The 25,502-nt window shown below is 66.6% G+C and carries 25 protein-coding genes; 17 read left to right on the top strand and 8 right to left on the bottom strand.

Annotated features, from left to right (window positions below; all coding sequences use genetic code 11):
• Positions 1-37: 37 nt before the first annotated feature.
• Positions 38-820, bottom strand: a complete 783-nt coding sequence (gene fabI, locus ACTJLF_RS01780; RefSeq protein WP_019652817.1) for an enoyl-ACP reductase FabI — start codon at positions 818-820, stop codon at positions 38-40.
• A gap of 37 nt (positions 821-857) precedes the next feature.
• Here fabI and ACTJLF_RS01775 point away from each other — a divergent pair, with 37 nt between their 5' ends.
• From ACTJLF_RS01775 to ACTJLF_RS01720, 12 genes are all read left to right on the top strand, one after another.
• A complete protein-coding gene (locus ACTJLF_RS01775; protein ID WP_132750921.1) occupies positions 858-2,675 on the top strand; it encodes an extracellular solute-binding protein in 1,818 nt (605 codons plus the stop codon).
• 36 nt (positions 2,676-2,711) lie between these two features.
• Entirely contained in the window at positions 2,712-3,752 is a 1,041-nt protein-coding gene (locus ACTJLF_RS01770) for a microcin C ABC transporter permease YejB (protein WP_126181712.1), read from the top strand.
• A 7-nt stretch (positions 3,753-3,759) separates the two neighbouring features.
• Entirely contained in the window at positions 3,760-4,845 is a 1,086-nt protein-coding gene (locus ACTJLF_RS01765; RefSeq protein ID WP_132750922.1) for an ABC transporter permease, read from the top strand.
• Entirely contained in the window at positions 4,845-6,506 is a 1,662-nt protein-coding gene (locus ACTJLF_RS01760; protein ID WP_132750923.1) for a dipeptide ABC transporter ATP-binding protein, read from the top strand. The genes ACTJLF_RS01765 and ACTJLF_RS01760 overlap by 1 nt, the downstream gene beginning before the upstream one ends.
• A 19-nt stretch (positions 6,507-6,525) precedes the next feature.
• Positions 6,526-7,734 (top strand): YbfB/YjiJ family MFS transporter, encoded by a 1,209-nt coding sequence (locus ACTJLF_RS01755; protein ID WP_132750924.1) that lies wholly within the window; start codon positions 6,526-6,528, stop codon positions 7,732-7,734.
• Between the two features lie 188 nt (positions 7,735-7,922).
• Entirely contained in the window at positions 7,923-8,567 is a 645-nt protein-coding gene (gene rimP, locus ACTJLF_RS01750; RefSeq protein WP_019652811.1) for a ribosome maturation factor RimP, read from the top strand.
• 16 nt (positions 8,568-8,583) lie between these two features.
• Positions 8,584-10,077 (top strand): transcription termination factor NusA, encoded by a 1,494-nt coding sequence (nusA, locus tag ACTJLF_RS01745; protein ID WP_126181716.1) that lies wholly within the window; start codon positions 8,584-8,586, stop codon positions 10,075-10,077.
• A gap of 24 nt (positions 10,078-10,101) precedes the next feature.
• Positions 10,102-13,065 carry a translation initiation factor IF-2 gene (gene infB / locus ACTJLF_RS01740; protein ID WP_126181717.1) on the top strand — a complete coding sequence of 988 codons (2,964 nt, stop codon included), beginning with the start codon at positions 10,102-10,104 and terminating at the stop codon, positions 13,063-13,065.
• Positions 13,066-13,212: 147 nt separating this feature from the next.
• The gene (gene rbfA / locus ACTJLF_RS01735) at positions 13,213-13,584 is read left to right on the top strand and encodes a 30S ribosome-binding factor RbfA (RefSeq protein ID WP_019652808.1); all 372 of its coding nucleotides are present in this window, start codon (positions 13,213-13,215) and stop codon (positions 13,582-13,584) included.
• Positions 13,585-13,586: 2 nt separating this feature from the next.
• Positions 13,587-14,543: a tRNA pseudouridine(55) synthase TruB gene (truB, locus tag ACTJLF_RS01730; RefSeq protein ID WP_126181718.1), complete on the top strand. Its 957-nt coding sequence runs from the start codon at positions 13,587-13,589 to the stop codon at positions 14,541-14,543.
• The gene (typA, locus tag ACTJLF_RS01725) at positions 14,540-16,378 is read left to right on the top strand and encodes a translational GTPase TypA (protein ID WP_019652806.1); all 1,839 of its coding nucleotides are present in this window, start codon (positions 14,540-14,542) and stop codon (positions 16,376-16,378) included. The genes truB and typA overlap by 4 nt, the downstream gene beginning before the upstream one ends.
• Positions 16,379-16,421: 43 nt before the next feature.
• A complete protein-coding gene (locus ACTJLF_RS01720; protein ID WP_126181719.1) occupies positions 16,422-17,339 on the top strand; it encodes a DMT family transporter in 918 nt (305 codons plus the stop codon).
• Positions 17,340-17,351: 12 nt separating this feature from the next.
• Here the strand turns inward: ACTJLF_RS01720 and ACTJLF_RS01715 are convergent, their stop codons facing one another.
• The 6 genes from ACTJLF_RS01715 to smpB form a co-directional block, all read right to left on the bottom strand.
• Entirely contained in the window at positions 17,352-18,776 is a 1,425-nt protein-coding gene (locus tag ACTJLF_RS01715; RefSeq protein ID WP_132798879.1) for a hypothetical protein, read from the bottom strand.
• Between the two features lie 147 nt (positions 18,777-18,923).
• Entirely contained in the window at positions 18,924-19,319 is a 396-nt protein-coding gene (locus tag ACTJLF_RS01710; RefSeq protein ID WP_132750928.1) for a COG4315 family predicted lipoprotein, read from the bottom strand.
• Between the two features lie 93 nt (positions 19,320-19,412).
• Positions 19,413-20,228, bottom strand: coding sequence for an anti-sigma factor family protein (locus ACTJLF_RS01705; RefSeq protein ID WP_132750929.1), 816 nt, complete (start codon positions 20,226-20,228; stop codon positions 19,413-19,415).
• Positions 20,229-20,250: 22 nt separating this feature from the next.
• Positions 20,251-20,766: an RNA polymerase sigma factor gene (locus tag ACTJLF_RS01700; RefSeq protein ID WP_019652801.1), complete on the bottom strand. Its 516-nt coding sequence runs from the start codon at positions 20,764-20,766 to the stop codon at positions 20,251-20,253.
• A 24-nt stretch (positions 20,767-20,790) separates the two neighbouring features.
• Complete coding sequence (locus ACTJLF_RS01695) at positions 20,791-21,159, bottom strand: hypothetical protein (RefSeq protein ID WP_132798875.1); 369 nt, start codon at positions 21,157-21,159, stop codon at positions 20,791-20,793.
• Positions 21,160-21,255: 96 nt separating this feature from the next.
• Positions 21,256-21,732, bottom strand: a complete 477-nt coding sequence (smpB, locus tag ACTJLF_RS01690; RefSeq protein WP_019652799.1) for an SsrA-binding protein SmpB — start codon at positions 21,730-21,732, stop codon at positions 21,256-21,258.
• Between the two features lie 63 nt (positions 21,733-21,795).
• Between smpB and ACTJLF_RS01685 the strand changes: the two genes are divergently transcribed.
• Positions 21,796-22,242: a type II toxin-antitoxin system RatA family toxin gene (locus tag ACTJLF_RS01685; RefSeq protein ID WP_440882383.1), complete on the top strand. Its 447-nt coding sequence runs from the start codon at positions 21,796-21,798 to the stop codon at positions 22,240-22,242.
• An 8-nt stretch (positions 22,243-22,250) separates the two neighbouring features.
• On the top strand, positions 22,251-22,589 hold the full coding sequence (locus tag ACTJLF_RS01680; protein ID WP_126181723.1) for an RnfH family protein: 339 nt from the start codon (positions 22,251-22,253) through the stop codon (positions 22,587-22,589).
• Between the two features lie 20 nt (positions 22,590-22,609).
• Here ACTJLF_RS01680 and ACTJLF_RS01675 read toward each other — a convergent pair whose 3' ends face one another.
• Positions 22,610-23,143, bottom strand: a complete 534-nt coding sequence (locus ACTJLF_RS01675; RefSeq protein ID WP_019652796.1) for a DUF4124 domain-containing protein — start codon at positions 23,141-23,143, stop codon at positions 22,610-22,612.
• 128 nt (positions 23,144-23,271) lie between these two features.
• Between ACTJLF_RS01675 and guaB the strand changes: the two genes are divergently transcribed.
• The 3 genes from guaB to ACTJLF_RS01660 all read left to right on the top strand — a co-directional run bounded on the left by guaB (position 23,272) and on the right by ACTJLF_RS01660 (position 25,498).
• The gene (gene guaB, locus ACTJLF_RS01670; protein WP_019652795.1) at positions 23,272-24,741 is read left to right on the top strand and encodes an IMP dehydrogenase; all 1,470 of its coding nucleotides are present in this window, start codon (positions 23,272-23,274) and stop codon (positions 24,739-24,741) included.
• A 77-nt stretch (positions 24,742-24,818) separates the two neighbouring features.
• Positions 24,819-25,067, top strand: coding sequence for a type II toxin-antitoxin system Phd/YefM family antitoxin (locus ACTJLF_RS01665; protein WP_126181725.1), 249 nt, complete (start codon positions 24,819-24,821; stop codon positions 25,065-25,067).
• The gene (locus ACTJLF_RS01660; protein ID WP_184603237.1) at positions 25,064-25,498 is read left to right on the top strand and encodes a type II toxin-antitoxin system VapC family toxin; all 435 of its coding nucleotides are present in this window, start codon (positions 25,064-25,066) and stop codon (positions 25,496-25,498) included. The genes ACTJLF_RS01665 and ACTJLF_RS01660 overlap by 4 nt, the downstream gene beginning before the upstream one ends.
• Positions 25,499-25,502: the final 4 nt, after the last annotated feature.

Below are 25,502 nucleotides of genomic sequence, written 5' to 3'. Positions count from 1 at the left end.
CCGCTCGCGCGGCCCGTTTCGGTGGGCGTCGGGACGCTTACTCGGCCATGCCGCCGACCACGTTGCTGAAGCCGCCGTCCACGTAGGTGATCTCGGCGGTCACACCGCTGGCCAGGTCGCTCAGCAGGAAGGCCGCGACGTTGCCGACTTCCTCGATGGTCACGTTGCGCCGGATCGGCGATGCGTCGGCCACGGCCGCCAGCATCTTGCCGAAGCCCTTGATGCCGCTGGCCGCCAGCGTCTTGATCGGGCCCGCGCTGATGCCGTTGACGCGCATGCCCTTCGGGCCCAGCGAGGCCGCGGTGTAGCGCACCGAGGCTTCCAGCGAGGCCTTGGCCAGGCCCATGGTGTTGTAGTTGGGCAGCGCGCGTTCGGCGCCGAGGTAGGTCAGCGTGAGCAGGGCCGACTTGTCGTTCAGGTAGGGCAGGGCCGCCTTGGCCATTGCCGGGAAGCTGTATGCACTGATGTCGTGCGCGACCTTGAAGCCTTCGCGCGACAGCCCGTCGAGGAAGTCGCCCGCGATGGCCTCGCGCGGCGCGAAGCCGATGCTGTGCACGAAGCCGTCGAACTTGGGCCAGGCCTGGGCAAGGTCGGCGAAGAGCTTGTCGATCTGGGCATCGTCGCTCACGTCGCAGTCGAAAATCAGCTTCGAACCGAAGTCTGCGGCATATTCGGTGATACGGTCCTTGAATCGCTCGCCGACGTAGCTGAAGGCGAGCTCCGCGCCCTGGTCATGACAGGCCTTGGCAATGCCATAAGCAATGGAGCGATTGCTCAATACACCGGTGATCAGCAGTTTCTTGCCCGAAAGAAAGCCCATGAGGTTGCCTTGTGAAAATCTTGGGCAGAATTCTCGCATGCGGTTTCTCCGGGTCTGGTGGTTGTTGGTGTGTGCGGCTCCCGCCTGGGCCGCGCATGGTTACGCACTCTGGGACGATCTCAAGTACGCCCCCGGCTTCAAGGCCTTCGACTACGTCGATCCGGCGGCGCCGAAGGGCGGTGAGCTGAGGTTGGTGAGCAACCTGCGGGTGTCCACCTTCGACAAGTACAACCCCTTCACCATCAAAGGCACGGCGCCGGCCTATCTGGACAGCCTGATGTTCGACACGCTGCTTGCCGGCGCGATGGACGAGACAGGCTCGGGCTACGGCCTGTTGGCAGAAGACGTGACGGTCGCCCCCGACCGCCGCAGCGTCACCTTCCGGCTGCGCCCCGAGGCGAAGTTCCACAACGGCATGCCGGTCGAGGCCGCCGACGTGAAGCACACCTACGAAACGCTCATCGGTCCCTATACCTCTCCGGGCTACAAGACGTTGCTGCAGGAAGTGGACGGGGCCGATGTGCTCGATGCCCGCACCATCCGCTTCCGCTTCAAGACCGTCAATCGCGAGCTGCCGCTGATCGTCGGCGGCTTGCCTGTCTTCAGCCGTGCCTGGGGCGTGGAAAACGGCAAGGCCAAGCCCTTCGACCAGGTCGTGATGGATATTCCGATCGGCAGCGGCGCCTACAAGATCGGGCCTGTGCGCTTCGGCAAGGACATCACCTACGTGCGCGATCCCAACTACTGGGGACGCGACCTGCCGGTCAACCGCGGCTCGCACAACTTCGACCGGATCACCGTCAAGATCTACAAGGACAACGCCGCCCGGCTCGAAGCCCTGAAGGCCGGTGAGTTCGACATGATGAGCTTCTACTCGGCGGGAGACTGGGCGCGCCGGGTCTATGGCAGGCGCTTCAGCAGCGGCGAGCTGGTCAAGCAGGAGTTCCCGCACAAGAAGCCGGCGGGCTTTCAGAGTTACGTGCTCAACACCCGGCGGGACAAACTCAGTGATCCGCGCGTGCGCGAGGCGCTTGGGCTGGCGCTCGACTACGAGTGGATGAACCGGCAGATGTTCTACAACGGCTATCCGCGCGTGAAGGACCTGTTCGGCAACACCGACTGCGAGGCGCAAGGCTTGCCTTCGCCGCAAGAGAAGGCTTTGCTGGAGCCCTGGCGGGGCAAGATTCCCGATGCCGCCTTCGGCCCGATGTACGTGCCGCCCGTCACCGAGGGCGAGGGCCATTCGCTGCGAAACAATCTCCGCCACGCGCGAGATCTGCTGAAGCAGGCCGGGTGGGAGTACCGCGACGGTGCGCTGCGCAATGCGAAGGGCGAGGCGATGACGCTCGAATACCTGGACAGCAAGGAAGGCGGCGTGCGCACCGTGTCCCCATGGGTTCGCAACCTCGAAAAGCTGGGTATCAGGCTCAACTTCGTCACTGCCGATTTCGCGCTCTACCAGGAACGGCTCGACCGCTTCGACTTCGACATCACGACCATCAATTTCCAGGGCACGAACAACCCGGGCCAGCAACTGCTGGAGGTCTTCGGAAGCAAGGCGGCCAAGACGGAGAGTTCAGGCAACTTCATGGGCGTGTCGACGCCGGCCGTCGACGCTCTGCTCAAGGACATCGTCGACGCCGATACCAAGGCCGAACTTATCCCGGCCTGCAGGGCACTCGACCGGGTGATCATGCACAGCCACTACCTGATTCCCCAGTGGACATTGACATCGCACCGCATCGTCTACAACGACTGGCGGCTGGCGTTCAAGTCGCCCATGCCGCCCTACGCGGGGGGCGAGGACTGGGTCATGAGTACCTGGTGGGCCAGGATGCCTCCGCGCAAGCCCTAGAAGCATCAGAGAAAAATCAAGAAGAAGGAAACGGCCGTGCTCTCCTATGTCCTCAAGCGCCTGTTGCTGTTCATACCGACGCTGCTCGGCGTGCTGCTGGTGACCTTCCTCGTGATCCAGTTCGTGCCCGGCGGGCCGGTCGAGCAGTATCTTGCCGAGGCCAAGACCGCCGGGCGTGGCGGCGGCGGTGGGGGCTTCGAATCGGGCGGCGGCAGCTACCGCGGCAACCAGGGCGTGGACCCCAAGCGGCTGGAGCAGATCAAGGCGCTCTATGGCTTCGACAAGCCACCGCACGAGCGGCTCTTCCTCATGCTGGGGCAGTTCGCGCGCTTCGACCTCGGCAAGAGCTTCTTTCAGAACAAGGACGTCTGGACCCTGATCCTGGAGAAGCTGCCCGTATCGATCAGCCTGGGCTTGTGGACCTTCTTCATCAGTTATGGCGTGGCGGTGCCATTGGGCGTCGCGAAGGCGGTCAGGGCAGGTACGCGCTTCGACCTGATCAGTACCCTTATCGTGCTCATCGGCTATGCCATTCCCGGCTTCGTGCTCGGCGTGGCGCTTCTGGTGGTGTTCGGCGGACATCTGCAGTGGTTTCCGCTGCGGGGGCTGACCTCGGCCGACTGGGACGAGCTCAGCTGGGGCGCGCGGATCGTCGACTATCTCTGGCACATCACGCTGCCGGTGACCGCCATGGTGCTCGGCAGCTTCGCGGTGACGGCAATGCTCACGAAGAACGCCTTCCTGGAGGAAATCCGCAAGCAATACGTGTTGACAGCACGTGCCAAGGGGCTGGGCGAGAAGCAGGTGCTCTGGAAGCACGTGTTCCGCAACGCGCTGATCCCGATCATCACAGGCCTGCCCTCGGCGTTCATCGGCGCGTTCTTCGCGGGCTCGCTGCTGATCGAGACGCTGTTCTCGCTCGACGGGCTGGGCCTGCTGGGCTATGAAAGCGTGATCCGCCGGGACTATCCGGTCGTGCTCGGTACCCTGTTCCTCTTTACGCTGATCGGCTTGTTCGCCAAGCTGATTTCCGATCTCTGCTACGTCTTGGTGGATCCGCGTGTCAAGTTCGACTGATGGCGTCATGACTGGCGCTGGCGCTGGCGTTGGCGCGGCGCCCAAGGCCGAAACCGCAGCCAAGGCTGCCCATACCTCGCCGGGACGGCGCGCCTGGCTGCGCTTCAAGCGCAATCGGCTCGGTTTCTGGAGCCTGGTGATCTTTGTCGCGATGGTGGTTCTGAGCCTCTTTGCGGAAGTTCTCTCGACCGACAAGCCGCTGGTCCTGCGGTACGAGGGGCGAACCTATTTCCCGGTGCTGCGCGACTATTCCGAGAAGACCTTCGGCGGCGACTTCGAAACGCCGGCCGACTACCTCGACCCGTTCATCAAGGATCGCATCACGCAGGGCGACAACTGGGCGATCTATGCGCTCAATCCCTACGGTCCCAAGACGCTGAACTACTTCGCGAAATCGCCCAGCCCTGCCGCGCCAAGTCGGGACAACCTGCTAGGCACGGACGATCGCGGCCGCGACCTGCTGGCCCAGCTGATCTACGGGTTTCGCGTGAGCGTGCTGTTCGGCCTGGCGCTCACCGCCATCGGTACTGTGCTCGGCGTGGCTGCGGGGGCGGTGCAGGGCTATTTCGCGGGCAGGATCGACTTGGCATTCCAGCGCTTCATCGAAATATGGGGCTCGATGCCGGAGCTCTACCTGCTGATCATCTTCAGTGCCATCTTTGCGCCCAGCGTCGCGCTGCTGCTCATCCTGCTGAGTCTTTTCGGCTGGATGGGACTGGCCGACTACGTACGCGCCGAGTTCCTGCGCAACCGCCAGATGGACTACGTGCGCGCCGCCCGTGCCCTGGGTGTAGGCAATCTGCAGATCATGTGGCGCCACATCCTGCCCAACAGCATGGTGCCTGTCGTGACTTTCCTGCCCTTCCGAATGAGCGCTGCCATCCTGGCGCTCACCTCGCTAGATTTCCTTGGATTGGGCGTACCGCCGGGTACGCCGTCGCTGGGCGAACTGCTGAGCCAGGGCAAGTCCAACATTGACGCCTGGTGGATATCGATCTCTACGTTCGGCGTGCTGGTGCTGACGCTGTTGCTGCTGACCTTCATGGGCGACGCCCTGCGCGACGCGCTCGATCCCCGGAAGGCCGACAAGTGATGAGCAGCGACGCACAACAAACCACCGGCCATCAGCAGCCGCTGCTCGAAGTGGAGGACCTGCGCGTCGCCTTCGGCGGCAAGGAGGTCGTGCACGGCATCGACTTCCGGATGGCTGCGGGCGAGAAGCTCGCCCTGGTTGGCGAATCGGGCTCGGGCAAGACCGTCACCGCGCTGTCGCTGCTGCGGCTGGTTCAGAACGCGGAGCTTTCGGGCAGCGCCCGGCTCTTCGGCAACGGACAGAAGGAACAGAAACAGCATGGGCCACGCGACCTGCTGACCATTCCCGAGCGCCAGTTGCGCGGCATCCGCGGCAAGGAGATCGCGATGATCTTCCAGGAGCCGATGACCGCGCTGAACGCGCTCTACACCGTGGGCGACCAGATCGCCGAGGTGCTCGAACTGCACGAGGGCCTCTCGAAGCGAGAGGCGCAGGCGGCGGCGGTCCAGCTGCTGGCCGATACGGGCATCCCCGAGCCGGCGCGGCGGGCGAGGGCGTTTCCGCACCAGCTTTCGGGCGGTCAGCGGCAGCGCGCGATGATCGCCATGGCGCTCGCCTGCAAGCCGCGCCTGCTGCTGGCCGACGAGCCGACCACCGCGCTCGACGTGACGGTGCGCGCGCAGATACTCGACCTGCTAGCCGACCTGCAGCGCAAGCATGGCATGGCGGTGCTACTCATCACGCACGACCTGAACCTGGTTCGTCGCTTCGCCGATCGCGTGGTGGTCATGGAGAGTGGCCATATCGTCGAGCACGGCCCGGTGGCTTCGGTGTTCGAGGCGCCGCAGCATCCCTACACGCGCAAGCTGATCGACAGCCATCCCGAGCGCGACGTGGCGGCCGTGGCCGTGAATGCGGGTGCGGCACCGCTGATCGAGGCCAGCGCGCTGCGGGTGACCTATCCGGTGCCGAAGCCGGGATTCGCCGGGTGGTTCGGCAAGGGCGAGTTCGTGGCGGTGCAGGGCGCCGACTTCCGCATCGCGCCGGGCGAGACGCTGGGCGTGGTCGGCGAGTCGGGCTCGGGCAAGTCGACGCTCGCGCTCGCGGCGCTGGGGTTGCTCAAGCACAAGGGCGCGCTGACTGTCGCGGGCAAGGGCTGGGCGGTCGATCGCGCCTCCGACCTGGGACTGCGGCGGGTGATGCAGGTGGTTTTCCAGGATCCGTTCTCCTCGCTCTCGCCGCGCATGACGGTCGAGCAGATCGTGGGGGAGGGCCTGCGCGTGCATGCGCCGGAACTGGGCGTCGAGGCGAGGCGCACGCGCGCGCTGGCGGCGCTGGCCGACGTCGGGCTGACGGAGGCGCAGTTTCCGTCGCTTCTCGAGCGCTATCCGCACGAATTTTCGGGCGGACAGCGCCAGCGGCTGGCGATCGCGCGGGCGCTGATCGTCGATCCGCGGCTGCTGGTGCTCGACGAGCCCACCAGCGCGCTCGACGTCACCATCCAGAAGCAGGTACTCGGCCTGCTGCAGCGGCTGCAGCGCGAGCGGGGCCTGAGCTACCTGCTGATCACGCACGACGTGGAGGTGATCCGCGCGATGGCGCACAACGTCATCGTGATGAAGGACGGCGCCATCCTCGAAACCGGGCCGGTCGAACGAGTGCTCGACGTGCCCGAGCATCCCTATACGAAGAAGCTGGTGGCCGCCGCGCTGCTGGAATAAGACGGAGACTGAAACAAGAATGTCGGAGATCGGACGCGACCGGCGCGGAGCCTGGCGCGCGGCCCTGGCCTGCATGGTCACCCTTGCGGTGGCGATGGGCCTGGGGCGCTTCGCCTTCACGCCCATGCTGCCCATCATGCTGCACGAGGGAAAGCTGGAGCTGGCCGCAGGCGGTGTGCTGGCGTCGCTCAACTATCTGGGCTACTTCCTCGGTGCCGTGAGCTGCGCGGCGATCGGCATCAAGGCATCGAGCATGGTGCGGGGCGGCCTGCTGGCCACGGCCGCTCTGCTGGTAGGCATGGGGCTGCTGCACAGCTTCACGAGCTGGGGCGTGCTGCGCACCGCGGCTGGCGTGATGAGCGCGTGGGTCTTCGTCTTCGCTTCGGGCTGGGGCCTGCGCAGGCTTGCCGAGACGAACGCGCCGACGCTGGCCGGGGTGATCTACACCGGCCCAGGGATCGGGATCGCCATGACGGGCCTGCTCGGCGGCGCGCTGGGGCAGTGGGGTTCCGATGCGGGCTGGATCGGACTCGGCATTCTTGCGCTGGTACTGATCGCGCTGATCTGGCGGGTGTTCGACGACGGCGAAAAGGCTCCGGCCGGCGGTTCGGCGGCTGCGGCGCCGGCCGCCTCGGCCCGTGTGGCCGGGCCCGACGATCGCAGCGACGCGATCTGGCTCGTCGCGCTGTACGGGCTGGCGGGCTTCGGCTACATCATCACCGCCACCTTCCTGCCGGTGATCGCCCGTCAGGCGCTGCCGGGGTCGTCGTGGCCGGACTTCTTCTGGCCGCTGTTCGGGGTGGCGATCATCCCGGGCGCGCTGATCGGGGCCCGCGCCCCGACGCATTGGGACAATCGCCTGCTTCTGGCAGTGGCCTATGCGCTGCAGGCGCTGGGGGTGGTGCTGTCGGTCGCCTGGCCCAGCATTCCCGGTTTCGCACTTGGCAGTCTGCTGCTGGGCATGCCGTTCACCGCAATCACTCTTTTTGCGATGCGGGATGCGCGCCGGCTGCGTGGCAACGCGGCGGCGGGGCTGATCGGCTATGCGACGGCTTCGTACGGCGTGGGGCAGATCGTCGGGCCACTCTTTGCCGCGCCGCTGGCGCAGCGCACCGGCTCGTTCCAGCTGCCCTTGCTGGTTGCGGCAGCGGCACTGGCGTTCGGGGCAGTGCTCTTCGCATATGTCTGGTTGAAATCGCGCGGCGCGCCCGAAACGGTGCCGCAATAGAACGTTCGGCCCCGCAGCCCCTTCATTAATTGCGCAAATAGCATATAATTCGAGGCTCACGACCAAACGGGCGGGTACCAACCGCCCGTTTTTTTTGGTCCATCCATTCCAGGCATTCATTTCATGGCTTTCTGGCATCCGTGGCGGGCGGATGGCAGGGCCGGGCATTTAAAGGCGCTTTCGAACACGTGGCATTGCAGCAAATAGTGGAACAAACCGTAGCCGGCCTCGGCTACGACCTGGTCGAGGTCGAGCGTTCGGCCGGGGGACTGCTGCGCGTAACGATTGATTTGCCCTGGAAAGGCCCCAACTCCGAAGCTGCTGCCGCTGGCCTGCCGGAGCCTTTCGTCACCGTCGAGGATTGCGAGAAGGTGACCCGCCAGCTGCAGTTCGCGCTCGAGGTCGACGGGGTCGATTACAAGCGGCTCGAGGTTTCCTCGCCGGGTATTGACCGCCCGCTGCGCAATGAGCAGGATTTCGAGCGTTTCGTGGGCGAGGTGATCGACATCACGCTCAAGGCGCCGATGGGCGCTGCAGCGGCTGGCCAGGTGGCGGCCAATCGCAAGAAATTTCGCGGCACGCTGGAACGGGCCGCACAGGTAGAGGGCGCCGGCGCCCCGGGCTGGCAGATCGTCTGGAGCGATGCGCCCGAGCCCAAGCCGGGTCAAAAGGTGAGCAAGAAGCGCGCGCCCGCAACGTTGCAGGCGCTCGGCTTTGCGCTGGACGAGCTGCGCGAGGCGCGGCTCGCTCCGATTGTGGATTTCAAGGGCCGCAAGGCCAAAACCCAACCGGGTTTTTCGGATATTGACGACGGAACGCAGGTTCCGGACTGAACAGAGGAGTGGTGGCATGAATCGCGAAATGTTGATGTTGGTGGATGCGATCTCGCGCGAGAAGAACGTCGAGCGTGACGTCGTCTTCGGCGCGGTCGAGTCCGCGCTGGCGCAAGCCACCAAGAAGCTCCATCAGGGCGATGTGGACATCCGCGTCTCGGTCGATCGCGACAGCGGCGACTACGAAACCTTCCGCCGCTGGCATGTCGTGCCCGACGAGGCCGGCCTGCAGCTGCCGGATCAGGAAATCCTGCTGTTCGAAGCCAAGGAAGAGATGCCCGACATCGAGGTCGGCGAGTACATCGAAGAGGCCGTCGACTCGGTGCCCATCGGCCGGATCGGCGCCATGGCCGCCAAGCAGGTGATCCTGCAGAAGATCCGCGACGCTGAGCGCGAGATGCTGCTGAACGACTTCATGTCGCGCGGCGACAAGATCTTCGTCGGCACCGTCAAGCGCCTGGACAAGGGCGACATCATCGTCGAGGCCGGCCGCGTCGAAGGCCGCCTGCGCCGCAGCGAGATGATCGCCAAGGAAAACCTGCGCAACGGCGACCGCGTGCGCGCCATGATCATGGAGGTCGACCTGACGCTGCGCGGCGCGCCGATCATCCTGTCGCGCTCGGCCCCGGAATTCATGATCGAGCTGTTCCGCCAGGAAGTGCCCGAGATCGAGCAGGGCCTGCTCGAGATCAAGAGCTGCGCCCGCGACCCCGGCTCGCGCGCCAAGATCGCCGTGCTCTCGCACGACAAGCGTGTCGACCCGATCGGCACCTGCGTCGGCGTTCGCGGCACGCGCGTCAACGCCGTGACCAACGAGCTGGCCGGCGAGCGCGTGGACATCGTCCTATGGAGCGAAGACCCCGCCCAGTTCGTGATCGGCGCGCTGGCTCCGGCCAACGTGTCGTCGATCGTGGTCGACGAAGAGAAGCACGCCATGGACGTGGTGGTGGACGAGGAGAACCTCGCCATCGCCATCGGCCGCGGCGGCCAGAACGTGCGCCTGGCTTCCGACCTGACCGGCTGGAAGATCAACATCATGGACGCCAACGAGTCGGCCCAGAAGCAGGCGAGCGAGACGGACGCCAGCCGCAAGCTGTTCATGGAGAAGCTCGACGTCGACGAGGAAATCGCCGACATCCTCATTTCGGAAGGCTTCAACAGCCTCGAGGAAGTGGCCTACGTGCCCATCTCCGAAATGCTGGAGATCGAGGCCTTCGACGAAGACACCATCAACGAGCTGCGTGCGCGCGCCAAGGATGCGCTGCTGACCATGGAGATCGCCAAGGAAGAGGGCGTCGAGACGCAGTCCGCGGTGTCGCAGGACCTGCGCGACCTCGAGGGCCTCGACCCTGAGCTGATTCCGAAGCTGCACGAAGCGGGCGTGAATACCCGCGACGACCTTGCCGACCTCGCGGTCGATGAACTCACCGAGATCACCGGCCAGAGCGCCGATGACGCCAAAGCCCTCATCTTGAAGGCCCGCGAACATTGGTTCGCCGGCCAAGAGTGACGGTCATGGAGGCACGAAACCAATATGTCCAGTACCACTGTCGCCGAGTTCGCGAACGAGCTCAAGAAGACTCCCGAAACCTTGCTTGACCAGCTCAAGAGCGCGGGTGTACCCAAGGCGTCCGCCGCCGACGCCCTCACCGAGGCGGACAAGCAGCGCCTGCTCGGCCACCTGAAGGCCAGCCACGGCACTGTCGAGCCCGAGCGCAAGAAGATCACGCTGACCAAGAAGTCGACCAGCGAGATCAAGCAGGCCGACTCCACCGGCCGCGCCCGCACCATCCAGGTCGAGGTGCGCAAGAAGCGCACCTTCATCCAGCGCGACGACGGCCATCTGGCCGCAGCCCCGGAGGCCGCGCCGGCCGCCGCGGAGGCGCCCGCCGCTGCGCCTGCCGCACCTCGCGTCGACGAGGCCGAACTGGCCCGTCGCGAGGAAGAGGCACGCCGTCAGGCCGAGCTGATCCGTCGCCAGGAAGAGGAACTGGCCGAGAAGCGCCGCCAGCGCGAAGAGGCCGAGGCACGCGAACGCGAGCAGGCCGAGAAGGCTGAAAAGGCCGAGCAGGAAGCTGCGCGCGCCGCCGCCGAAGCAGCCGAGAAGAAGGCTGCCGCTGCGGCCGCGGCTGCTGCCGCCGCCGCCAAGCCGGCTGCTGCTCCTGCGCCCGCGCCCGCTGCGGTCACTGCAGCAGCCACTGCTGCTGCCGAAGAGAAGGCCGCCGCCGAGCAGAAGGCTGCCCAGGCCAAGGAAGATGCGAAGGCCAAGGCCGCTGCCGAATCGAAGGCCCGTGCCGAAGAGGAAGCTGCGCGTGCCCGCGATCTGGACGAGCGCCGCCGCAAGGCATTGGCCGAGGCCGAGGCCATCCGCGCCATGATGAACGCACCGGCCCGCGTGCTGGTTCCGCACAAGGCGCCCGAGAAGCCCCAGGCCGAGAAGGCCGGCGTCAAGGGAACGCTGCACAAGCCGACCGCGCCCGCAGCGCGAGCAGGTGCGCCTGCCGCGCCCGGTGCGGCTGCTGCGCCGAGCGGCGCTGGCGGCGGTGCGGGCAAGGAAGTCAAGTCCGCGAAGCTCTCTTCGAGCTGGGCTGGCGATCCTGCCAAGAAGAAGGAAATCAAGACCCGCGGCGATGCCAGCGGCGGCGTCGGACGCAGCAACTGGCGTGGAGGCCCGCGCGGCCGCCGCGGCAACGACCGCGGCCATGAAGAGCAGCACGTGCCGGCCGCACCGGTCGAGGCACGCGTGCTCGAAGTCCATGTGCCCGAGACCATCACCGTGGCCGAACTGGCGCACAAGATGTCCGTGAAGGCGCAGGAAGTCATCAAGCAGCTGATGAAGCTGGGCCAGATGGCGACCATCAACCAGTCGCTCGACCAGGACACCGCGATGATCCTGGTGGAGGAAATGGGCCACAACGCGGTGGTTGCCGCGCTGGACGACCCCGAAGCCTTCACCGACGAGGACGTGTCGGCGCAGATCGCCGAGGCGCTGCCGCGTGCTCCGGTCGTGACCGTCATGGGTCACGTCGACCACGGCAAGACCTCGCTGCTGGACTACATCCGCCGCGCCAAGGTCGCCGCGGGCGAAGCCGGCGGCATCACGCAGCACATCGGCGCCTACCACGTGGAAACCGAACGCGGCATGGTGTCGTTCCTCGACACCCCGGGTCACGAGGCCTTCACGGCCATGCGTGCCCGCGGTGCGCAGGCCACCGACATCGTGATCCTGGTGGTGGCGGCCGACGACGGCGTCATGCCCCAGACCAAGGAAGCCATCAAGCACGCGAAGGCGGCTGGTGTGCCGATCGTGGTCGCGATCAACAAGATCGACAAGCCCGATGCCAACCTGGACCGCGTGAAGCAGGAACTGGTGGCCGAGGAAGTCGTGCCCGAAGAGTACGGCGGCGACGTCCCGTTCGTCGGCGTGTCGGCCAAGACGGGCCAGGGCATCGACGAACTGCTCGAGCAGGTGCTGCTGCAGGCCGAAGTGCTGGAACTCAAGGCGCCGGTGGATGCCGCCGCCAAGGGCCTGGTCATCGAAGCGCAGCTCGACAAGGGCCGCGGTCCGGTCGCCACCGTGCTGGTGCAGTCCGGCACGCTCAAGACCGGCGACGTGGTGCTGGCAGGCTCGACCTACGGCCGCGTGCGCGCCATGCTGGACGAGGACGGCAAGCCGACCAAGTCCGCGGGCCCGTCGATCCCGGTCGAAATCCAGGGCCTGACCGAAGTGCCGCAGGCCGGCGACGAGTTCATGGTGATGGGCGACGAGCGCCGTGCGCGCGAAATCGCCACCTACCGTGCCGGCAAGTTCCGCAACACCAAGCTGGCGAAGGCCCAGGCCGCGAACCTGCAGAACATGTTCACCGACCTGTCGGCGGGCGAAGTGCAGACGCTGCGCATCATCATCAAGGCCGACGTGCAGGGTTCGCAGGAAGCGCTGTCGCAGTCGCTGCTCAAGCTGGCGACGGACGAGGTCAAGGTGCAGATTGTCTACGCCGGCGTGGGTGGCATCAGCGAAAGCGACATCAACCTCGCCATCGCCTCGAAGGCGGTCGTGATCGGCTTCAACGTGCGCGCCGACGCCGGTGCGCGCAAGCTGGCCGAGAGCAACGGCGTGCAGCTGAACTACTACAGCATCATTTACGACGCCGTCGACGAGATCAAGGTCGCGATGTCGGGCATGCTGGCGCCGGAGCGCCGCGAGGAAGTCATCGGCTCGGCCGAGATCCGCACGGTGTTCGTCGCATCGAAGATCGGTACGGTCGCTGGTTCCTACATCACCTCGGGTTCCGTCAACCGCAGCGCGCATTTCCGCCTGCTGCGCGACAACGTGGTGATCTACACCGGCGAGATCGACTCGCTCAAGCGCATGAAGGACGACGTGCGCGAAGTCCGCGAAGGCTTCGAGTGCGGTATCAAGCTCAAGAACTTCAACGACATCAAAGAGGGCGATCAGCTCGAATTCTTCGAGATCAAGGAGATCGCGCGGACACTTTGATCACCCCCAGGCTTCGCGCACTTCGTGTCGCTTCGCCAACCCCCTTCCGGGGGCAACACCGGCGGCCCGGCAAAGCCGGTTCCGCGGTGTTTTGCGAAGGGGTCCCGTTGATGAAGCCTGAGACCATGACGAGTTCCAGTTCCCTACATGCCTAAGAAAAAAGCAGCCGCTCCCAACCGCGCCTTCAAGGTCGCCGATCAGATCCAGCGCGATCTGACGGAGCTGATCGCGCGCGAGTTGAAGGACCCGCGCGTGGGCATGGTCACGCTCCAGGCCGTCGAAGTCACGCCCGACTACGCGCATGCGAAGGTGTTCTTCAGCCTGCTCACGGGCGACGTGGCCGAGACGACCGAAGCACTGAACCAGGCCGCGGGCTTCCTGCGCAACGGCCTGTTCAAACGCCTTCACATCCACACCGTGCCGACGCTGCACTTCGTGTTCGACCGCACCACCGAGCGTGCAGCCGACATGAACGCGCTCATCGCACAAGCCGTCGCTTCGCGCTCGAAAGACGACTAGCCATGAACGCGCCACGCACAAGGGTGCAGCGGCGCCCTGTGCATGGGGTGTTGCTGCTCGACAAGCCGCTGGGTTTCTCCAGCAACCAGGCCTTGCAGAAGGCCAAGTGGCTGCTGCGCGCCGAGAAGGCGGGCCACACCGGCACGCTCGACCCGCTGGCCACCGGCGTACTGCCGCTGTGCTTTGGCGCCGCCACCAAGTTCAGCCAGCTTCACCTGGATGCCGACAAGACCTACGTGGCCACCGCCCGCCTTGGCGTGAAGACCTCCACCGGCGATGCCGAGGGGGAGGTGATTTCCGAGCGCCCAGTCGAGGTCATGCCCGAAGACCTGGCGCGCGTCGAGGCGCAGTTCACCGGCCCGATCCGGCAGGTGCCGCCGATGCACAGCGCGCTCAAGAAAGACGGCAAGGCGCTCTACGAGTACGCCCGCGAGGGCGTGGAGGTCGAGCGGGCGCCGCGCGACGTGGTGATCCACAAGCTCGAGATCCGGGCGGTCGACGGTGACACCATCCGCATCCTCGCCTCCGTCAGCAAGGGCACCTACATCCGCACCCTCGGCGAGGACATCGGCGAGGCGCTCGGCTGCGGCGCGCACCTGACCTCGCTGCGGCGCGTCGCCACCGGCGGCTTCACCGAGGCCCAGTGCGTCACCATCGAGGCGCTGGAGGCCATGGACGAAGAGGAGCGCCTGGCGCAGCTGCTGCCGGCCGAATCGCTCGTGGGCGGCCACAGCCGCGTCACGCTGGGCACGGAAGATGCGGCACGTTTTCTGTCGGGCCTTCGCCGCCGCGGGGGCTGGGCCGATGCGGACGAGGTTGCCGTCTTCGGCACCCAGCCGCCTGCCTTCCTTGGCACGGCCCACGTCAAGTCCGGCGAACTGATTCCGGGGCGCTTGCTGAACCCCATCGAAATCCAGCAAATTCTTTTGAACGCACAACAGACCGAAGCGACACCATGAGTACCAAGCAAATCCGCAATATCGCCATCATTGCCCACGTTGACCATGGCAAGACCACGATGGTCGACCAGTTGCTGCGCCAGTCGGGCACCTTCGCCGAGCACGAGAAGGTGGTCGACACTGTGATGGACAACAACGCGATCGAAAAGGAACGCGGCATCACCATCCTGGCGAAGAACTGCGCCGTGAGCTGGAAGGGCACGCACATCAACATCGTCGACACCCCCGGCCACGCGGACTTCGGCGGCGAGGTGGAGCGGGCTCTCTCGATGGTCGACGGCGTGCTGCTGCTCATCGACGCCCAGGAAGGCCCGATGCCGCAGACCCGCTTCGTGACCAAGAAGGCGCTGGCGCTCGGCCTGAAGCCCATCGTGGTGGTGAACAAGGTCGACAAGCCGGGCGCGAACCCCGACAAGGTGGTCAACGCCGCCTTCGACCTGTTCGACAAGCTCGGCGCGACCGACGAGCAGCTCGACTTCCCGGTGGTGTACGCCTCGGGCATCAACGGCTGGTCCTCGCTCGAAGAGGGCCCGCAGGGCGAGCAGTGGGGCCCCGACATGTCGGCCCTGTTCGACACCATCCTGAAGCACGTGCCCTCGCAGAAGGGCGACCCCACCGCACCGCTGCAGCTGCAGATCTCGGCGCTCGACTTCTCGACCTTCGTCGGCCGCATCGGCGTGGGCCGCATCAGCCAGGGCACGCTCAAGCCCATGATGGACGTGCTGGTCATGGAAGGCCCCGACGGCAAGACCATCAAGGGCCGTGTGAACCAGGTGCTGACCTTCCAGGGCCTGGACCGCGTGCAGGCCACCGAAGCCGGCCCGGGCGAGATCGTGCTGATCAACGGCATTGCCGACATCGGCATCGGCGTGACCGTCACCGACCCGGCCAACCCGGCACCGCTGCCGATGCTCAAGGTCGACGAGCCCACGCTGACGATGAACTTCTGCGTCAACACCAGCCCGCTGGCCGGCCGCGAAGGCAAGTACGTCACCAGCCGCCAGATCTGGGACCGCCTGCAGAAGGAACTGCAGCACAACGTCGCGCTGCGCGTGAACGAGACCAGCGAGGAGGGCGTGTTCGAAGTGATGGGCCGCGGTGAACTGCACCTGACCATCCTGCTGGAGAACATGCGCCGCGAAGGCTACGAAATGGCCGTGTCGAAGCCGCGCGTGGTGTTCCGCGAAATCGACGGCGAACGCCACGAGCCGATCGAGCTGGTGACGGCCGACATCGAGGAAGGCCATCAGGGCGGCGTGATGCAGGCACTGGGCGAGCGCAAGGGCGAACTGGTCAACATGGAACCGGACGGCCGCGGCCGCGTGCGCCTCGAATACCGCATTCCGGCGCGCGGCCTGATCGGCTTCACGAACGAATTCCTGAACCTGACGCGCGGCTCCGGCCTCATCAGCAACATCTTCGACAGCTACGAGCCGCACAAGGGCGACATCGGCGGCCGCAAGAACGGCGTGCTGATCTCGATGGACGACGGTGAAATCTTCACCTACGCGCTGGGCAAGCTCGACGATCGCGGCCGCATGTTCGTGAAGGCGAACGACCCGGTGTACGAAGGCATGATCGTCGGCATCCACAGCCGCGACAACGACCTCGTGGTGAACGCCACGCGCACCAAGCAGCTGACGAACTTCCGCGTCTCGGGCAAGGAAGACGCGATCAAGATCACGCCCCCGATCGAACTCACGCTCGAATACGGCGTGGAATTCATCGAGGACGACGAGCTGGTGGAAATCACGCCCAAGAGCGTGCGCCTGCGCAAGCGCTTCCTGAAGGAGCACGAGCGCAAGCGCGCGAGCCGCGACCTGATGCAGGGCTGATCGAGCGGCCGCCTCCCGGGCACCGTTCTTTCCTGCTCCCTCCATGCGCCTGACGCACGGCGGCGCCGTCTGGCTGATGGTCGTCGTGACCCTGATGTGGGGCACGGCGGGCGTCGTCACGCGGCATCTGGCGCAGGCGCACAGCTTCGAGATCACCTTCTGGCGCAGTCTCTTCACGACGCTGGCGCTGCTGGTGATCCTGCCGCTTTGGCGCGGACGCGCCGTGTTCTCCCAGTTGCGCCGCGGCGGGCGTGAGATCTGGATTTCCGGCGTTTGCTGGGCAGTGATGTTCACGGCCTTCATGGTCGCGCTCACGCTGGCTTCGACGGCCAGCGTGCTGGTCACCATGTCGCTCGGGCCGCTGTTCACCGCGCTGGCGGCGCGCTTCTTCATCGGACACCGGCTGCCGGCGCGCACCTGGCTGGCCATCGTGGTCGCGGGGGCGGGCATCGGCTGGATGTATGGCACGCAATTGATGGAAGGCGGCGGCGGATCGCTGGCCGGCACGCTGCTCGCGCTGTGCGTGCCGCTGGCCGGTGCTGCGAACTGGACTGTCGTGCAGCACGCACAGGCGAAGGGCCACCGGATCGACCTGGTGCCCGCGGTGCTCATCGGCGCGGTGCTCACCGTGCTCTTCACGCTGCCTTTGGCATGGCCGTTCCAGGCCGGCGCGCACGACCTGGGGCTGCTGGCATTCCTGGGCGTGTTCCAGCTTGCGATTCCCTGCGTTCTTTCGGTGCTGTGCGCCCAGGTGCTGAAGGCGCCCGAAGTGGCGCTGCTGGCCCTGCTGGAGGTGATCTTCGGCATCGCGCTGGCGTGGATCGGCGCTGGCGAACAGCCCGCGCCGAGCGTGCTGGCCGGCGGGATGCTGGTCATCGGAGCGCTCGTCTTCAACGAGCTGCTTGCGCTGCGCGGACGGCGCACCACGGTCGCCGACACCGCGGTGCCGGGCGCGCACTGATCCCTGCGCCGGCTATTGCTCCACGCTGACGGCCGGCACGCCGATGCTGCCCATGCGTGCTTCGAGCACCTTGCGCATGAAGGTCTGGGCGAAGTCGTCGCCCACGCGCCATTCCCCGTCGTCGCCTTCGACGAAAGTGAATTCCCCCCTCACCGGCAGCGAGCTGTCGCTGCCCGACAGAGCGCCCATCAGGCTGTCGTTGTATTCGACGACCAGCGGGCAGGCGTGGCCGGAGCCGTCCTCGAGCTTGCGGCAGGGACCGGTGGGCTCGATCTCGGCGATCGCGCGCGCGCGGTTCGGGTCTTTGCGCACCAGGCCCGGGTCGGTGCGCGGGCGCATGCGCGCAGCCGAGGCGCTGCGGGCGGCGCCCAGCGGCGCGGCGCCTTCGCGAAAGGCCTTCTCCATCGCCTCGCGGCCGATGGGCTCGGCGTTGTAGAGCGGCCTGCCGTCGGCATCGAGATTGCCGAAGCGGGCCTCGACGATGGCGACGTCGGCGCCGCGCACGACCATGTCGTCGCCCTTCGGCTCGGCAGGGCCGATGGTGTAGGCCATCTGTTCCTTGCTGTCGCCCTGCGTCATGACGGCCATGCAGCCGCGGATGCGTTCCGGCTTGAGGTAGCCGATCTCGCGCATGCTGCCGACGGTGGGCGTCTCGATCACGCGGCCGCCGTTGGGATCGAGTTGGCGCATGCGCATGTCCATGCTCACGCGGCGCATGAGGCTGTCGAGCGTCGTGCGGGTGGAGGCGGCGTCGCAGGCGGGCACGCTGGCCGGCGCGAAGGCATACCAGCCGATTCCACCGCCGATCACGGCCACCGCGACGGCGAATTTCAGCGCGCCGATGCGGCTGCTGCGCTTCGCACGCGCCTGCCAGGCCTTGACGGCCCGCTCGTCGGCTTCGATGAGGGCCTGCGCCCCGTCCACGATGCGCGCGCGCTCGACGGCGGTGGCAAAGGGCGGTTCTGCCGCGACCTGGGCGCGCAGGGCATCGAAGCGTTCCCGTTCGAGCGGTCCCTCCGTGGCCAGCCATGCGAGCGTGGCGATGGGAGAGGCGGGCACGGTGCCGACGATGGGCGTCTCCGCGAGTGCCATGTCGCGCGTCTCGCTGTCGATCAGCGCGTCCTTGTGGAGCGATTCGATGGCTTCGTGCGTGATGCCCTGTTCCGCGAGTTCGACGAGGTCGTCGGTCTCGATGTCGGCGTCCGCGGCGTCGTCCCAGTGAGGGGCGTTCTCGTCGATTCGCTCGATCGCGGCGATCTGCTCCTCCTCGGTGACGAGGCCGCGCACGCGCATCCAGGCCAGCGCATGGGCCGGGCTTGGCAGGGGCGGGAGGGTGGCAGTCTCGGGGTGGGCGAGCGCGGCGTCGTGCTGCGCATCGTCGATCAGGCCCATGTTCAGCAGGGCCCGGAATGCGTCCGGATTGGCGTCTGGCGTCATGGGAGGATTCTGCCGTGGCGGCGCCGGCCCCGGGAGTGGGGGAAAAACCGGCAGCAAACCGGCAAGAAGGCGACAAGAAGACGACAAGAGATCGACAAGAAAAAACGCCGGCAGGAGCCGGCGTTTTCGTTTCAGGCCCGAAGGCGATCAGGGACGCGCGACCTTCCAGGCGCCGTTGGCGAAGCCGTCGCCGGTCTTGTCGCCAGGCTTGGCGTCCTTGGCCCAGTAGTACAGCGGCCAGCCCTTGTAGGCCCATTGGCGCTTGCCGTCCTCGCGAATGATGATGGTGTAGCCGCCGAGGGGCTTTGCGGTGTCTGCCACGGCCAGGGGGGGCCAGTTGGCGGCGCATTGGCCGTTGCAGGCGGAGGTGCCGGCGCCCGCGGTGTCCTTGGTGAAGGTGTACAGCGTCATTCCATTCGGTCCGACCAGCACGCCGTCGGCGGTGCGGGTGGGCGTGTCGGGTGCGCTTGCGGTCTTGTTGGACATGCTGCCGCAGCCGGCAAGCAGGGCCGCCGCGAGGATCGAGGCGCTGAGCAATTTCATGCAGTTTCTCCTTCGGTTGAAAAATCGCGAAAACCGGGCCGGTGACGAAGCACCGGACGAGGTGGATGCGCGAGCCGGCAGTTTATGCGGTCATCAAGACAGATCGCGGTAGGCCAGCGTCGCGAGTTTGAGCAAAAGGTCGCGCGGCAGCTTGCCGGCGATGGCGTAGCCGAAGCCCTGGTCCACCCAGTAGAAGCTCGGCACGGGGCCTTCGGAGGCGAAGCGGAAGGCGGTCTCGGCGGCTGCGGGGCTGCCGGCTGCACGTGCATCGAGGGTGCCGACGTAGAGCGTCACGCGCTCGCCGGCGGCGTCCTCGAACATGAACTGGGCGCGTGCGCCGGTCTCGCCGGGCAGCAGGCGGCCGCCGACCAGCGTGTAGCCCTGGCTGGAGAGGTCGGGCACCTTCAGCGGCCTGTCGAGGCGCCTGGAAAGCCACTGCACCAGGTGCTGCTGCTCGGAGGCAGCCACTTCGACCGGGTGGCGCTTCTCGGGCGCGTAGACCGCATGTGCCACCGAGGCGTCGTGCACGAATTCGCGCAGGGCAGGGGCGCGGGCCAGTTGCGAGCCCGCACGCGGGGCATGCCACTGGGCCCACTGGGCATTGCCGATCCAGCCCGCGGCGAAAGCCACCAGCAGCCCCGCTGCCAGGCCGCCCCAGCGCGTCCAGGAACTGCCTTGCCGCGTCCGCCCGAGCGCGCCCATCAGCGGCGCGGGAACAGGCGCGTCCAGCAGCTCGCCGTGCAGCCTGCGGAGTGCATCGCGCTGCGAGTGCCATGCCGCGACCTTGGCGGCCAGGGCAGGATCGCGCGCGATCGCCGCTTCGACCGCGTCATGGCGGTCGGCGGCCAGCTGGCCGTCGACCCAGGCGTGCAGCTCTTCTTCGGTGGGGGGCGGGGCGGGGCGGTTCATGGTCTTGCGTCGACGGGTTCGTTCACTTGAGGCGGCGCAGTCCGGGGCGCGCCGGCGCCGCGGCGCCGTCCATCAGCTCCTGCAGCCGGACGCGGGCGCGAGACAGGCGCGACATCACCGTGCCGACCGGCACGCCGAGCACCTTGGCGACTTCGGCGTAGGACAGGTCCTCGAGGGTCACCAGCAGCAGAACGGCGCGCTGCTCCTCGGGCAGCTGCATCAGGCAGCGCTGCAGATCCAGGCCCGTGCCGTGGTCGCGGCCGGTGTCTGCAAGGCCCTGGATCTCCTGGGCCGCGTCTTCCAGCGGCACCACCGCATGGGGCGGCGGCGTGCGCCGCACCTGGCTCGCGAAGATGTTGTGCATCACGGTGAAGAGCCAGGCGCGCAGGTCGCTGCCCACGACCCACAGTCGCCACTTGCCGCAGGCGCGCTCCAGCGTGTCCTGCACCAGGTCGTCGGCCGCCCAGGCGTTGCCCGTGAGCGCCCGCGCGTAGCGGCGCAGGCTCGGGATGTGCTCGACGAGCAGGCGGGCGTCCATGGGGAGGGCAGGATGTCCGGTCGATCAGGGCTTGGCGATCTTCCAGGCCCCGTTGACGCCGTCGCCGGTCTTGTCGCCGGGCTTGGTGTCCTTCACCCAGTAGTACAGCGGCCAGCCCTTGGCGGCCCACTGCTTCTTGCCGTCGTCGCGTGTGACGATGGTGAAGTCGCCGGCAGGCTTGTCGCCCTCGGCGGCCATGAAGGGCGGCCAGTTGGTGGCGCAGGTGCCGTTGCAGACCGATTTGCCGCTGCCGGCCGTGTCCTTGTCGAAGGTGTAGAGCGTCATGCCGTTCGGCCCGACGAGCACGCCGTCGGCAGGCTTGGGCTGGGCGAAGGCGGGGAGCGCGAGAACGACGCTCAGCAGGACGGCGGAAGAGGCGCGGAAAGGCAGCATGGAAGAACTCCTTGTTGGTGGCGACACCGGGCTTCCGGTGACAAGCGCACAAACGCCCGCAGCGCGGCTTTTATTCCATCGCCTGCAAAAAAATCTTCAGCGGTTGCGGCTCTTCATCGCGCGCTCGACCTCGCGCTTGCCTTCGCGGTCCTTGATGGTGTCGCGCTTGTCGTGCTCGGCCTTGCCCTTGGCGAGCGCGATCTCGCACTTCACCTTGCCGGACTTCCAGTGCAGGTTGAGCGGAACCAGCGTGTAACCCTTTTGCTCGACCTTGCCGATCAGCCGGCGGATCTCGTCCTTCTTTAGCAGCAGCTTCTTGGTGCGCACCGAGTCGGGGTTGACGTGGGTGGAGGCGCTCTTGAGCGGGTTGATCTGGCAGCCCAGTACGAAGAGTTCGCCGTTGCGGATCACGACGTAGCCGTCGGTGAGCTGCACCTTGCCTTCGCGCAGCGCCTTGACTTCCCAGCCTTCGAGGACCATGCCGGCCTCGAAGCGTTCTTCGAAGAAGTAGTTGTACGCGGCCTTCTTGTTGTCGGCGATGCGGGAGGAGGTATCTTGTTTCTTGGTGGCCATGGCTCGGGAATATGGGGGCTGCATGGCTTCAATACAATCCGTCGCGCACGCTGTGCCGATTCTATGAAAACAGTCAACAAGTCCGTCCTCATCTGGTACAGCGCCGAAGAGATGTATGCGCTCGTCATCGACGTCGCCAAATATCCGCAGTTTCTTCCGTGGTGCGACAAGTCCCGCGTCATCGAGGAGGACGAGGCCGGCATGACGGCCGAAGTGGGCCTCGCGTTCGCCGGGCTGCACCAGAGCTTCACCACCCGCAACACCCACGTTCCGGGGCGTGAGGTGCAGCTGAAACTGGTCGACGGCCCGTTCTCCAACCTCGACGGCAAGTGGAAATTCACGCCCGTGGGAGAAGAGGGCGAGCGCGCCTGCCGCGTCGAACTGCACCTGAGCTACGGCTTCAGCAACTTCGCCCTGCAGGCGCTCGTGGGCCCCGTGTTCGACACCATCGCATCGAGCCTGGTCGAGGCCTTCGTCAAGCGTGCCGAGCAGATCTACGGCTCGCCCTGACCCCCGCGATGGGCATCGAGGTCACGCTGAGCTGCTCGCCCGCGCCGCGGGAGGTCTTCGAGCAGGTGCTGCGCCTGCCACAAGGAGCGACGCTGGCCGATGCGGTGCGGGCCAGCGAGCTGCCCACCCGCTTTCCGAACCTCGATTGGCGCCATGCGATGACGCCCGGCATCTGGGGCAAGGCGGTCGAATGGGATCAGGTGCTGAAGGACGGCGACCGTGCCGAGCTGTGCCGCCCGCTCACGGTCGATCCGAAAGTGGCGCGCCGGGAGCGCTTCCAGCGCCAGGGCGCGCGGGGCACCGGACTGTTCGCGAACCGCCGCAAGGGCGGGAAGGCCGGCTACTGAGAGGCTTCCGGTGACTGCGGCTACTTGCAGTCGCTGTTGATCACGTCCTGGATGCGCTTCTGCTCGGCGGCGCGGGCGGCGTCGTCCATGATCTCGCGCTCGCCCTTGGCGTTGACCCGCGCGAGGCGGATGCCGCTGTCGACCGTGGCCTTGCTCTGGCGGGCGAGGGCGCAGTTGTCGGCCTTGGCCTTCGCGACCTTGGCTTGCTCCTCGGCCTGCTTGTTCTTTTGCTCGGCTTCGGCCTTCTTGGTCTTTTCCTCGAGTTCCTTGTCGACGCCGGTCGGCTTCGGCGCTGCGGCTGCCTTCGGCGCGGCAGCGGGGGCGTCGGCGGCGCCTTCCGCAGCAGGCGGGGCGTCGACATTCGGGTTGGCAGTGGAACGCGCCGCCGGCGGCGGGCCGACGCGGCGCAGGATGTTCTTCTCGGGCACGTCGGGCGGCGGGGCCTGGTCGCTGTAGACCTTCTTGCCGTTCTTGTCGAGCCATTGCCATTGGGCGCTTGCCGACAGCGGCAGCGCAACGACACATCCCAGTACCAGCCAGTGCACGAATTTCATCCCCGAAGTTTAGCCCGGCCTTACTTTTTGCAACATCCGGGGCGGGTGGTTTTGCAACGTTCATCAATTGCCTGTGTCGGCAAACCCATTGGCGGCCTCGTTACAATCCGTCTTTTGGAGCCTCACCCATGCGCCTTCTCGGCAAAGCGCTGACCTTCGACGACGTGTTGTTGGTGCCAGCCTTCTCCCAGGTCCTGCCCAAGGACACCTCCCTCGCCACCAAGCTCTCCCGCAACATCACGCTGAACCTGCCGCTCGTCTCGGCGGCCATGGACACCGTGACCGAAGCCCGCCTCGCGATCGCCATCGCGCAGGAAGGCGGCATCGGGATCGTGCACAAGAACCTCACAGCGCAGCAGCAGGCCGCAGAAGTGGCCCGGGTGAAGCGCTACGAGTCGGGCGTGCTGCGCGATCCGGTCGTCATCACGCCGACGCACTCGGTGCGCCAGGTGATGGCCCTGTCCGACCAGCTCGGCATCTCGGGCTTCCCGGTGGTCGACGCCGGCAAGGTGGTCGGCATCGTCACCGGCCGCGACCTGCGATTCGAGAGCCGCTACGACGTGCCCGTCAGCGAGATCATGACGCGCCGCGAGAAGCTCATCACCGTGCCCGACGGCACCACGCTCGCCGAAGCCAAGGCTCTGCTGAACAAGCACAAGCTCGAGCGCCTGCTCGTCATCAACGGCGACTGGGAGCTCAAGGGCCTCATCACCGTCAAGGACATCACCAAGCAGACCAGCTTCCCCAACGCCGCGCGCGACGCCAACGGCCGCCTGCGCGTGGGCGCGGCGGTCGGCGTGGGTGACGGCACCGAGGAGCGCGTCGAGGCGCTGGTGAAGGCCGGCGTCGACGCCATCGTGGTCGACACGGCCCACGGCCACAGCGCCGGCGTGATCGAGCGCGTGCGCTGGGTCAAGAAGAACTATCCGCAGGTCGACGTGATCGGCGGCAACATCGCCACCGGCGACGCCGCCCGCGCGCTGGCAGATGCCGGAGCCGACGCGGTCAAGGTCGGCATCGGCCCCGGTTCAATCTGCACCACCCGGATCGTGGCCGGCGTGGGCGTGCCGCAGATCATGGCGGTCGACAGTGTCGCCACAGCGCTGCAGGGCACGGGCATTCCGCTGATCTCCGACGGCGGCGTGCGCTATTCGGGCGACATCGCCAAGGCCATCGCGGCCGGCGCGAGCACCGTCATGATGGGCAGCATGTTCGCCGGCACCGAAGAGGCGCCTGGCGAGATCGTGCTGTACCAGGGCCGCAGCTACAAGAGCTATCGCGGCATGGGCTCGATCGGTGCGATGCAGCAGGGCAGTGCCGACCGGTACTTCCAGGAGTCGACCACCGGCAATCCCAACACCGACAAGCTCGTGCCCGAAGGCATCGAAGGCCGCGTGCCCTACAAGGGCTCGATCGTCTCGATCGTCTACCAGATGGCCGGCGGCGTGCGCGCCAGCATGGGCTACTGCGGCTGCGCGACCATCGCCGACATGCAGAACAAGGCCGAGTTCGTCGAGATCACCACGGCCGGCATCCGTGAGAGCCACGTCCACGACGTGCAGATCACCAAGGAAGCGCCGAACTACCGAGCTGATTGAGTGGGTTCTGGCCAGACCTTGAAAGTCAGGCCAGACTGGGACTAGAATTTGGGCCAGATTCAATTTTTCTGGCCCAAATGCAGTCCATCGGCATCGCCGAAGCCAAGAACAACTTCTCCGCCCTGATCGACTCCGTCGAGAAGGGCGAGGAAGTTCGCATCACCCGCCACGGCAAGGAAGTCGTGCGCATGCTGCCGGTGCGCCGCAAGCCGGTCATCACCGACGAGCAGATCGAGCGTGAGCTGGGCCAGATCGACGCGCTCCACGCCACCATCCAGCCCGGCCCGCGACCGCGCGCACTGCTCGACGAGGGGCGCCAGCAATGACAGCCTTCGTCATGGACGCCTCGGTCACCGCCGCCTGGCTGCTGCCCGACATGGCCAGCGAGCACACCCGCAGGCTCTACGCCGCCATCCGCCGCGACGAAGTCGAGCCGCAGGCGCCCAACGCCTGGCAATGGGAGTGCGCCAACATCCTCGCCAATGGCGTGCGCAGCGGCCGCATTCCCTCGTCCGCCGTCGAAGGACTGTGGAGCGTGCTCGATGCCATCCGCCACCGCGTCGAACTGCACGAACTCGCTCCGGCCCAGCACAAGGCCGTGCTCGCGGTGGCCATCGACGCCGGCATCTCGCTCTACGACGCGGGCTATCTCTGGCTCGCCAAGTCGCTCAACCTCCCGCTCGCCACCTTCGACGAGCAACTCATCCAGGCTGCACCTCGCGCGGGTGTCAGGCTGCTCGACATTTCAACGCTCTGAGTCC

This window comes from Variovorax sp. 22077 (assembly GCF_052044195.1).
In the GTDB taxonomy this organism is placed as follows: Bacteria; Pseudomonadota; Gammaproteobacteria; order Burkholderiales; family Burkholderiaceae_C; genus Variovorax; species Variovorax atrisoli.
The sequence above is the reverse complement of the archived record's forward strand: the minus strand, read 5'-3'. Positions and strand labels throughout refer to the sequence as shown.

What these genes read in the sequence shown, in the direction of transcription:
- ACTJLF_RS01665 (WP_126181725.1), top strand. Translation starts at nt 24,819, where the DNA reads ATGCAGTCCATCGGCATCGCCGAAGCCAAGAACAACTTCTCCGCCCTG.
- ACTJLF_RS01710 (WP_132750928.1), bottom strand. Translation starts at nt 19,319, where the DNA reads ATGAAATTGCTCAGCGCCTCGATCCTCGCGGCGGCCCTGCTTGCCGGC.
- ACTJLF_RS01695 (WP_132798875.1), bottom strand. Translation starts at nt 21,159, where the DNA reads ATGCTGCCTTTCCGCGCCTCTTCCGCCGTCCTGCTGAGCGTCGTTCTC.
- ACTJLF_RS01685 (WP_440882383.1), top strand. Translation starts at nt 21,796, where the DNA reads ATGAAAACAGTCAACAAGTCCGTCCTCATCTGGTACAGCGCCGAAGAG.
- ACTJLF_RS01755 (WP_132750924.1), top strand. Translation starts at nt 6,526, where the DNA reads ATGTCGGAGATCGGACGCGACCGGCGCGGAGCCTGGCGCGCGGCCCTG.
- rbfA (WP_019652808.1), top strand. Translation starts at nt 13,213, where the DNA reads ATGCCTAAGAAAAAAGCAGCCGCTCCCAACCGCGCCTTCAAGGTCGCC.
- ACTJLF_RS01705 (WP_132750929.1), bottom strand. Translation starts at nt 20,228, where the DNA reads ATGAACCGCCCCGCCCCGCCCCCCACCGAAGAAGAGCTGCACGCCTGG.
- ACTJLF_RS01720 (WP_126181719.1), top strand. Translation starts at nt 16,422, where the DNA reads ATGCGCCTGACGCACGGCGGCGCCGTCTGGCTGATGGTCGTCGTGACC.
- ACTJLF_RS01775 (WP_132750921.1), top strand. Translation starts at nt 858, where the DNA reads ATGCGGTTTCTCCGGGTCTGGTGGTTGTTGGTGTGTGCGGCTCCCGCC.
- typA (WP_019652806.1), top strand. Translation starts at nt 14,540, where the DNA reads ATGAGTACCAAGCAAATCCGCAATATCGCCATCATTGCCCACGTTGAC.
- smpB (WP_019652799.1), bottom strand. Translation starts at nt 21,732, where the DNA reads ATGGCCACCAAGAAACAAGATACCTCCTCCCGCATCGCCGACAACAAG.
- ACTJLF_RS01760 (WP_132750923.1), top strand. Translation starts at nt 4,845, where the DNA reads ATGAGCAGCGACGCACAACAAACCACCGGCCATCAGCAGCCGCTGCTC.
- ACTJLF_RS01675 (WP_019652796.1), bottom strand. Translation starts at nt 23,143, where the DNA reads ATGAAATTCGTGCACTGGCTGGTACTGGGATGTGTCGTTGCGCTGCCG.
- ACTJLF_RS01680 (WP_126181723.1), top strand. Translation starts at nt 22,251, where the DNA reads ATGGGCATCGAGGTCACGCTGAGCTGCTCGCCCGCGCCGCGGGAGGTC.
- guaB (WP_019652795.1), top strand. Translation starts at nt 23,272, where the DNA reads ATGCGCCTTCTCGGCAAAGCGCTGACCTTCGACGACGTGTTGTTGGTG.
- fabI (WP_019652817.1), bottom strand. Translation starts at nt 820, where the DNA reads ATGGGCTTTCTTTCGGGCAAGAAACTGCTGATCACCGGTGTATTGAGC.
- infB (WP_126181717.1), top strand. Translation starts at nt 10,102, where the DNA reads ATGTCCAGTACCACTGTCGCCGAGTTCGCGAACGAGCTCAAGAAGACT.
- ACTJLF_RS01715 (WP_132798879.1), bottom strand. Translation starts at nt 18,776, where the DNA reads ATGACGCCAGACGCCAATCCGGACGCATTCCGGGCCCTGCTGAACATG.
- ACTJLF_RS01765 (WP_132750922.1), top strand. Translation starts at nt 3,760, where the DNA reads ATGACTGGCGCTGGCGCTGGCGTTGGCGCGGCGCCCAAGGCCGAAACC.
- ACTJLF_RS01660 (WP_184603237.1), top strand. Translation starts at nt 25,064, where the DNA reads ATGACAGCCTTCGTCATGGACGCCTCGGTCACCGCCGCCTGGCTGCTG.
- truB (WP_126181718.1), top strand. Translation starts at nt 13,587, where the DNA reads ATGAACGCGCCACGCACAAGGGTGCAGCGGCGCCCTGTGCATGGGGTG.
- nusA (WP_126181716.1), top strand. Translation starts at nt 8,584, where the DNA reads ATGAATCGCGAAATGTTGATGTTGGTGGATGCGATCTCGCGCGAGAAG.
- ACTJLF_RS01700 (WP_019652801.1), bottom strand. Translation starts at nt 20,766, where the DNA reads ATGGACGCCCGCCTGCTCGTCGAGCACATCCCGAGCCTGCGCCGCTAC.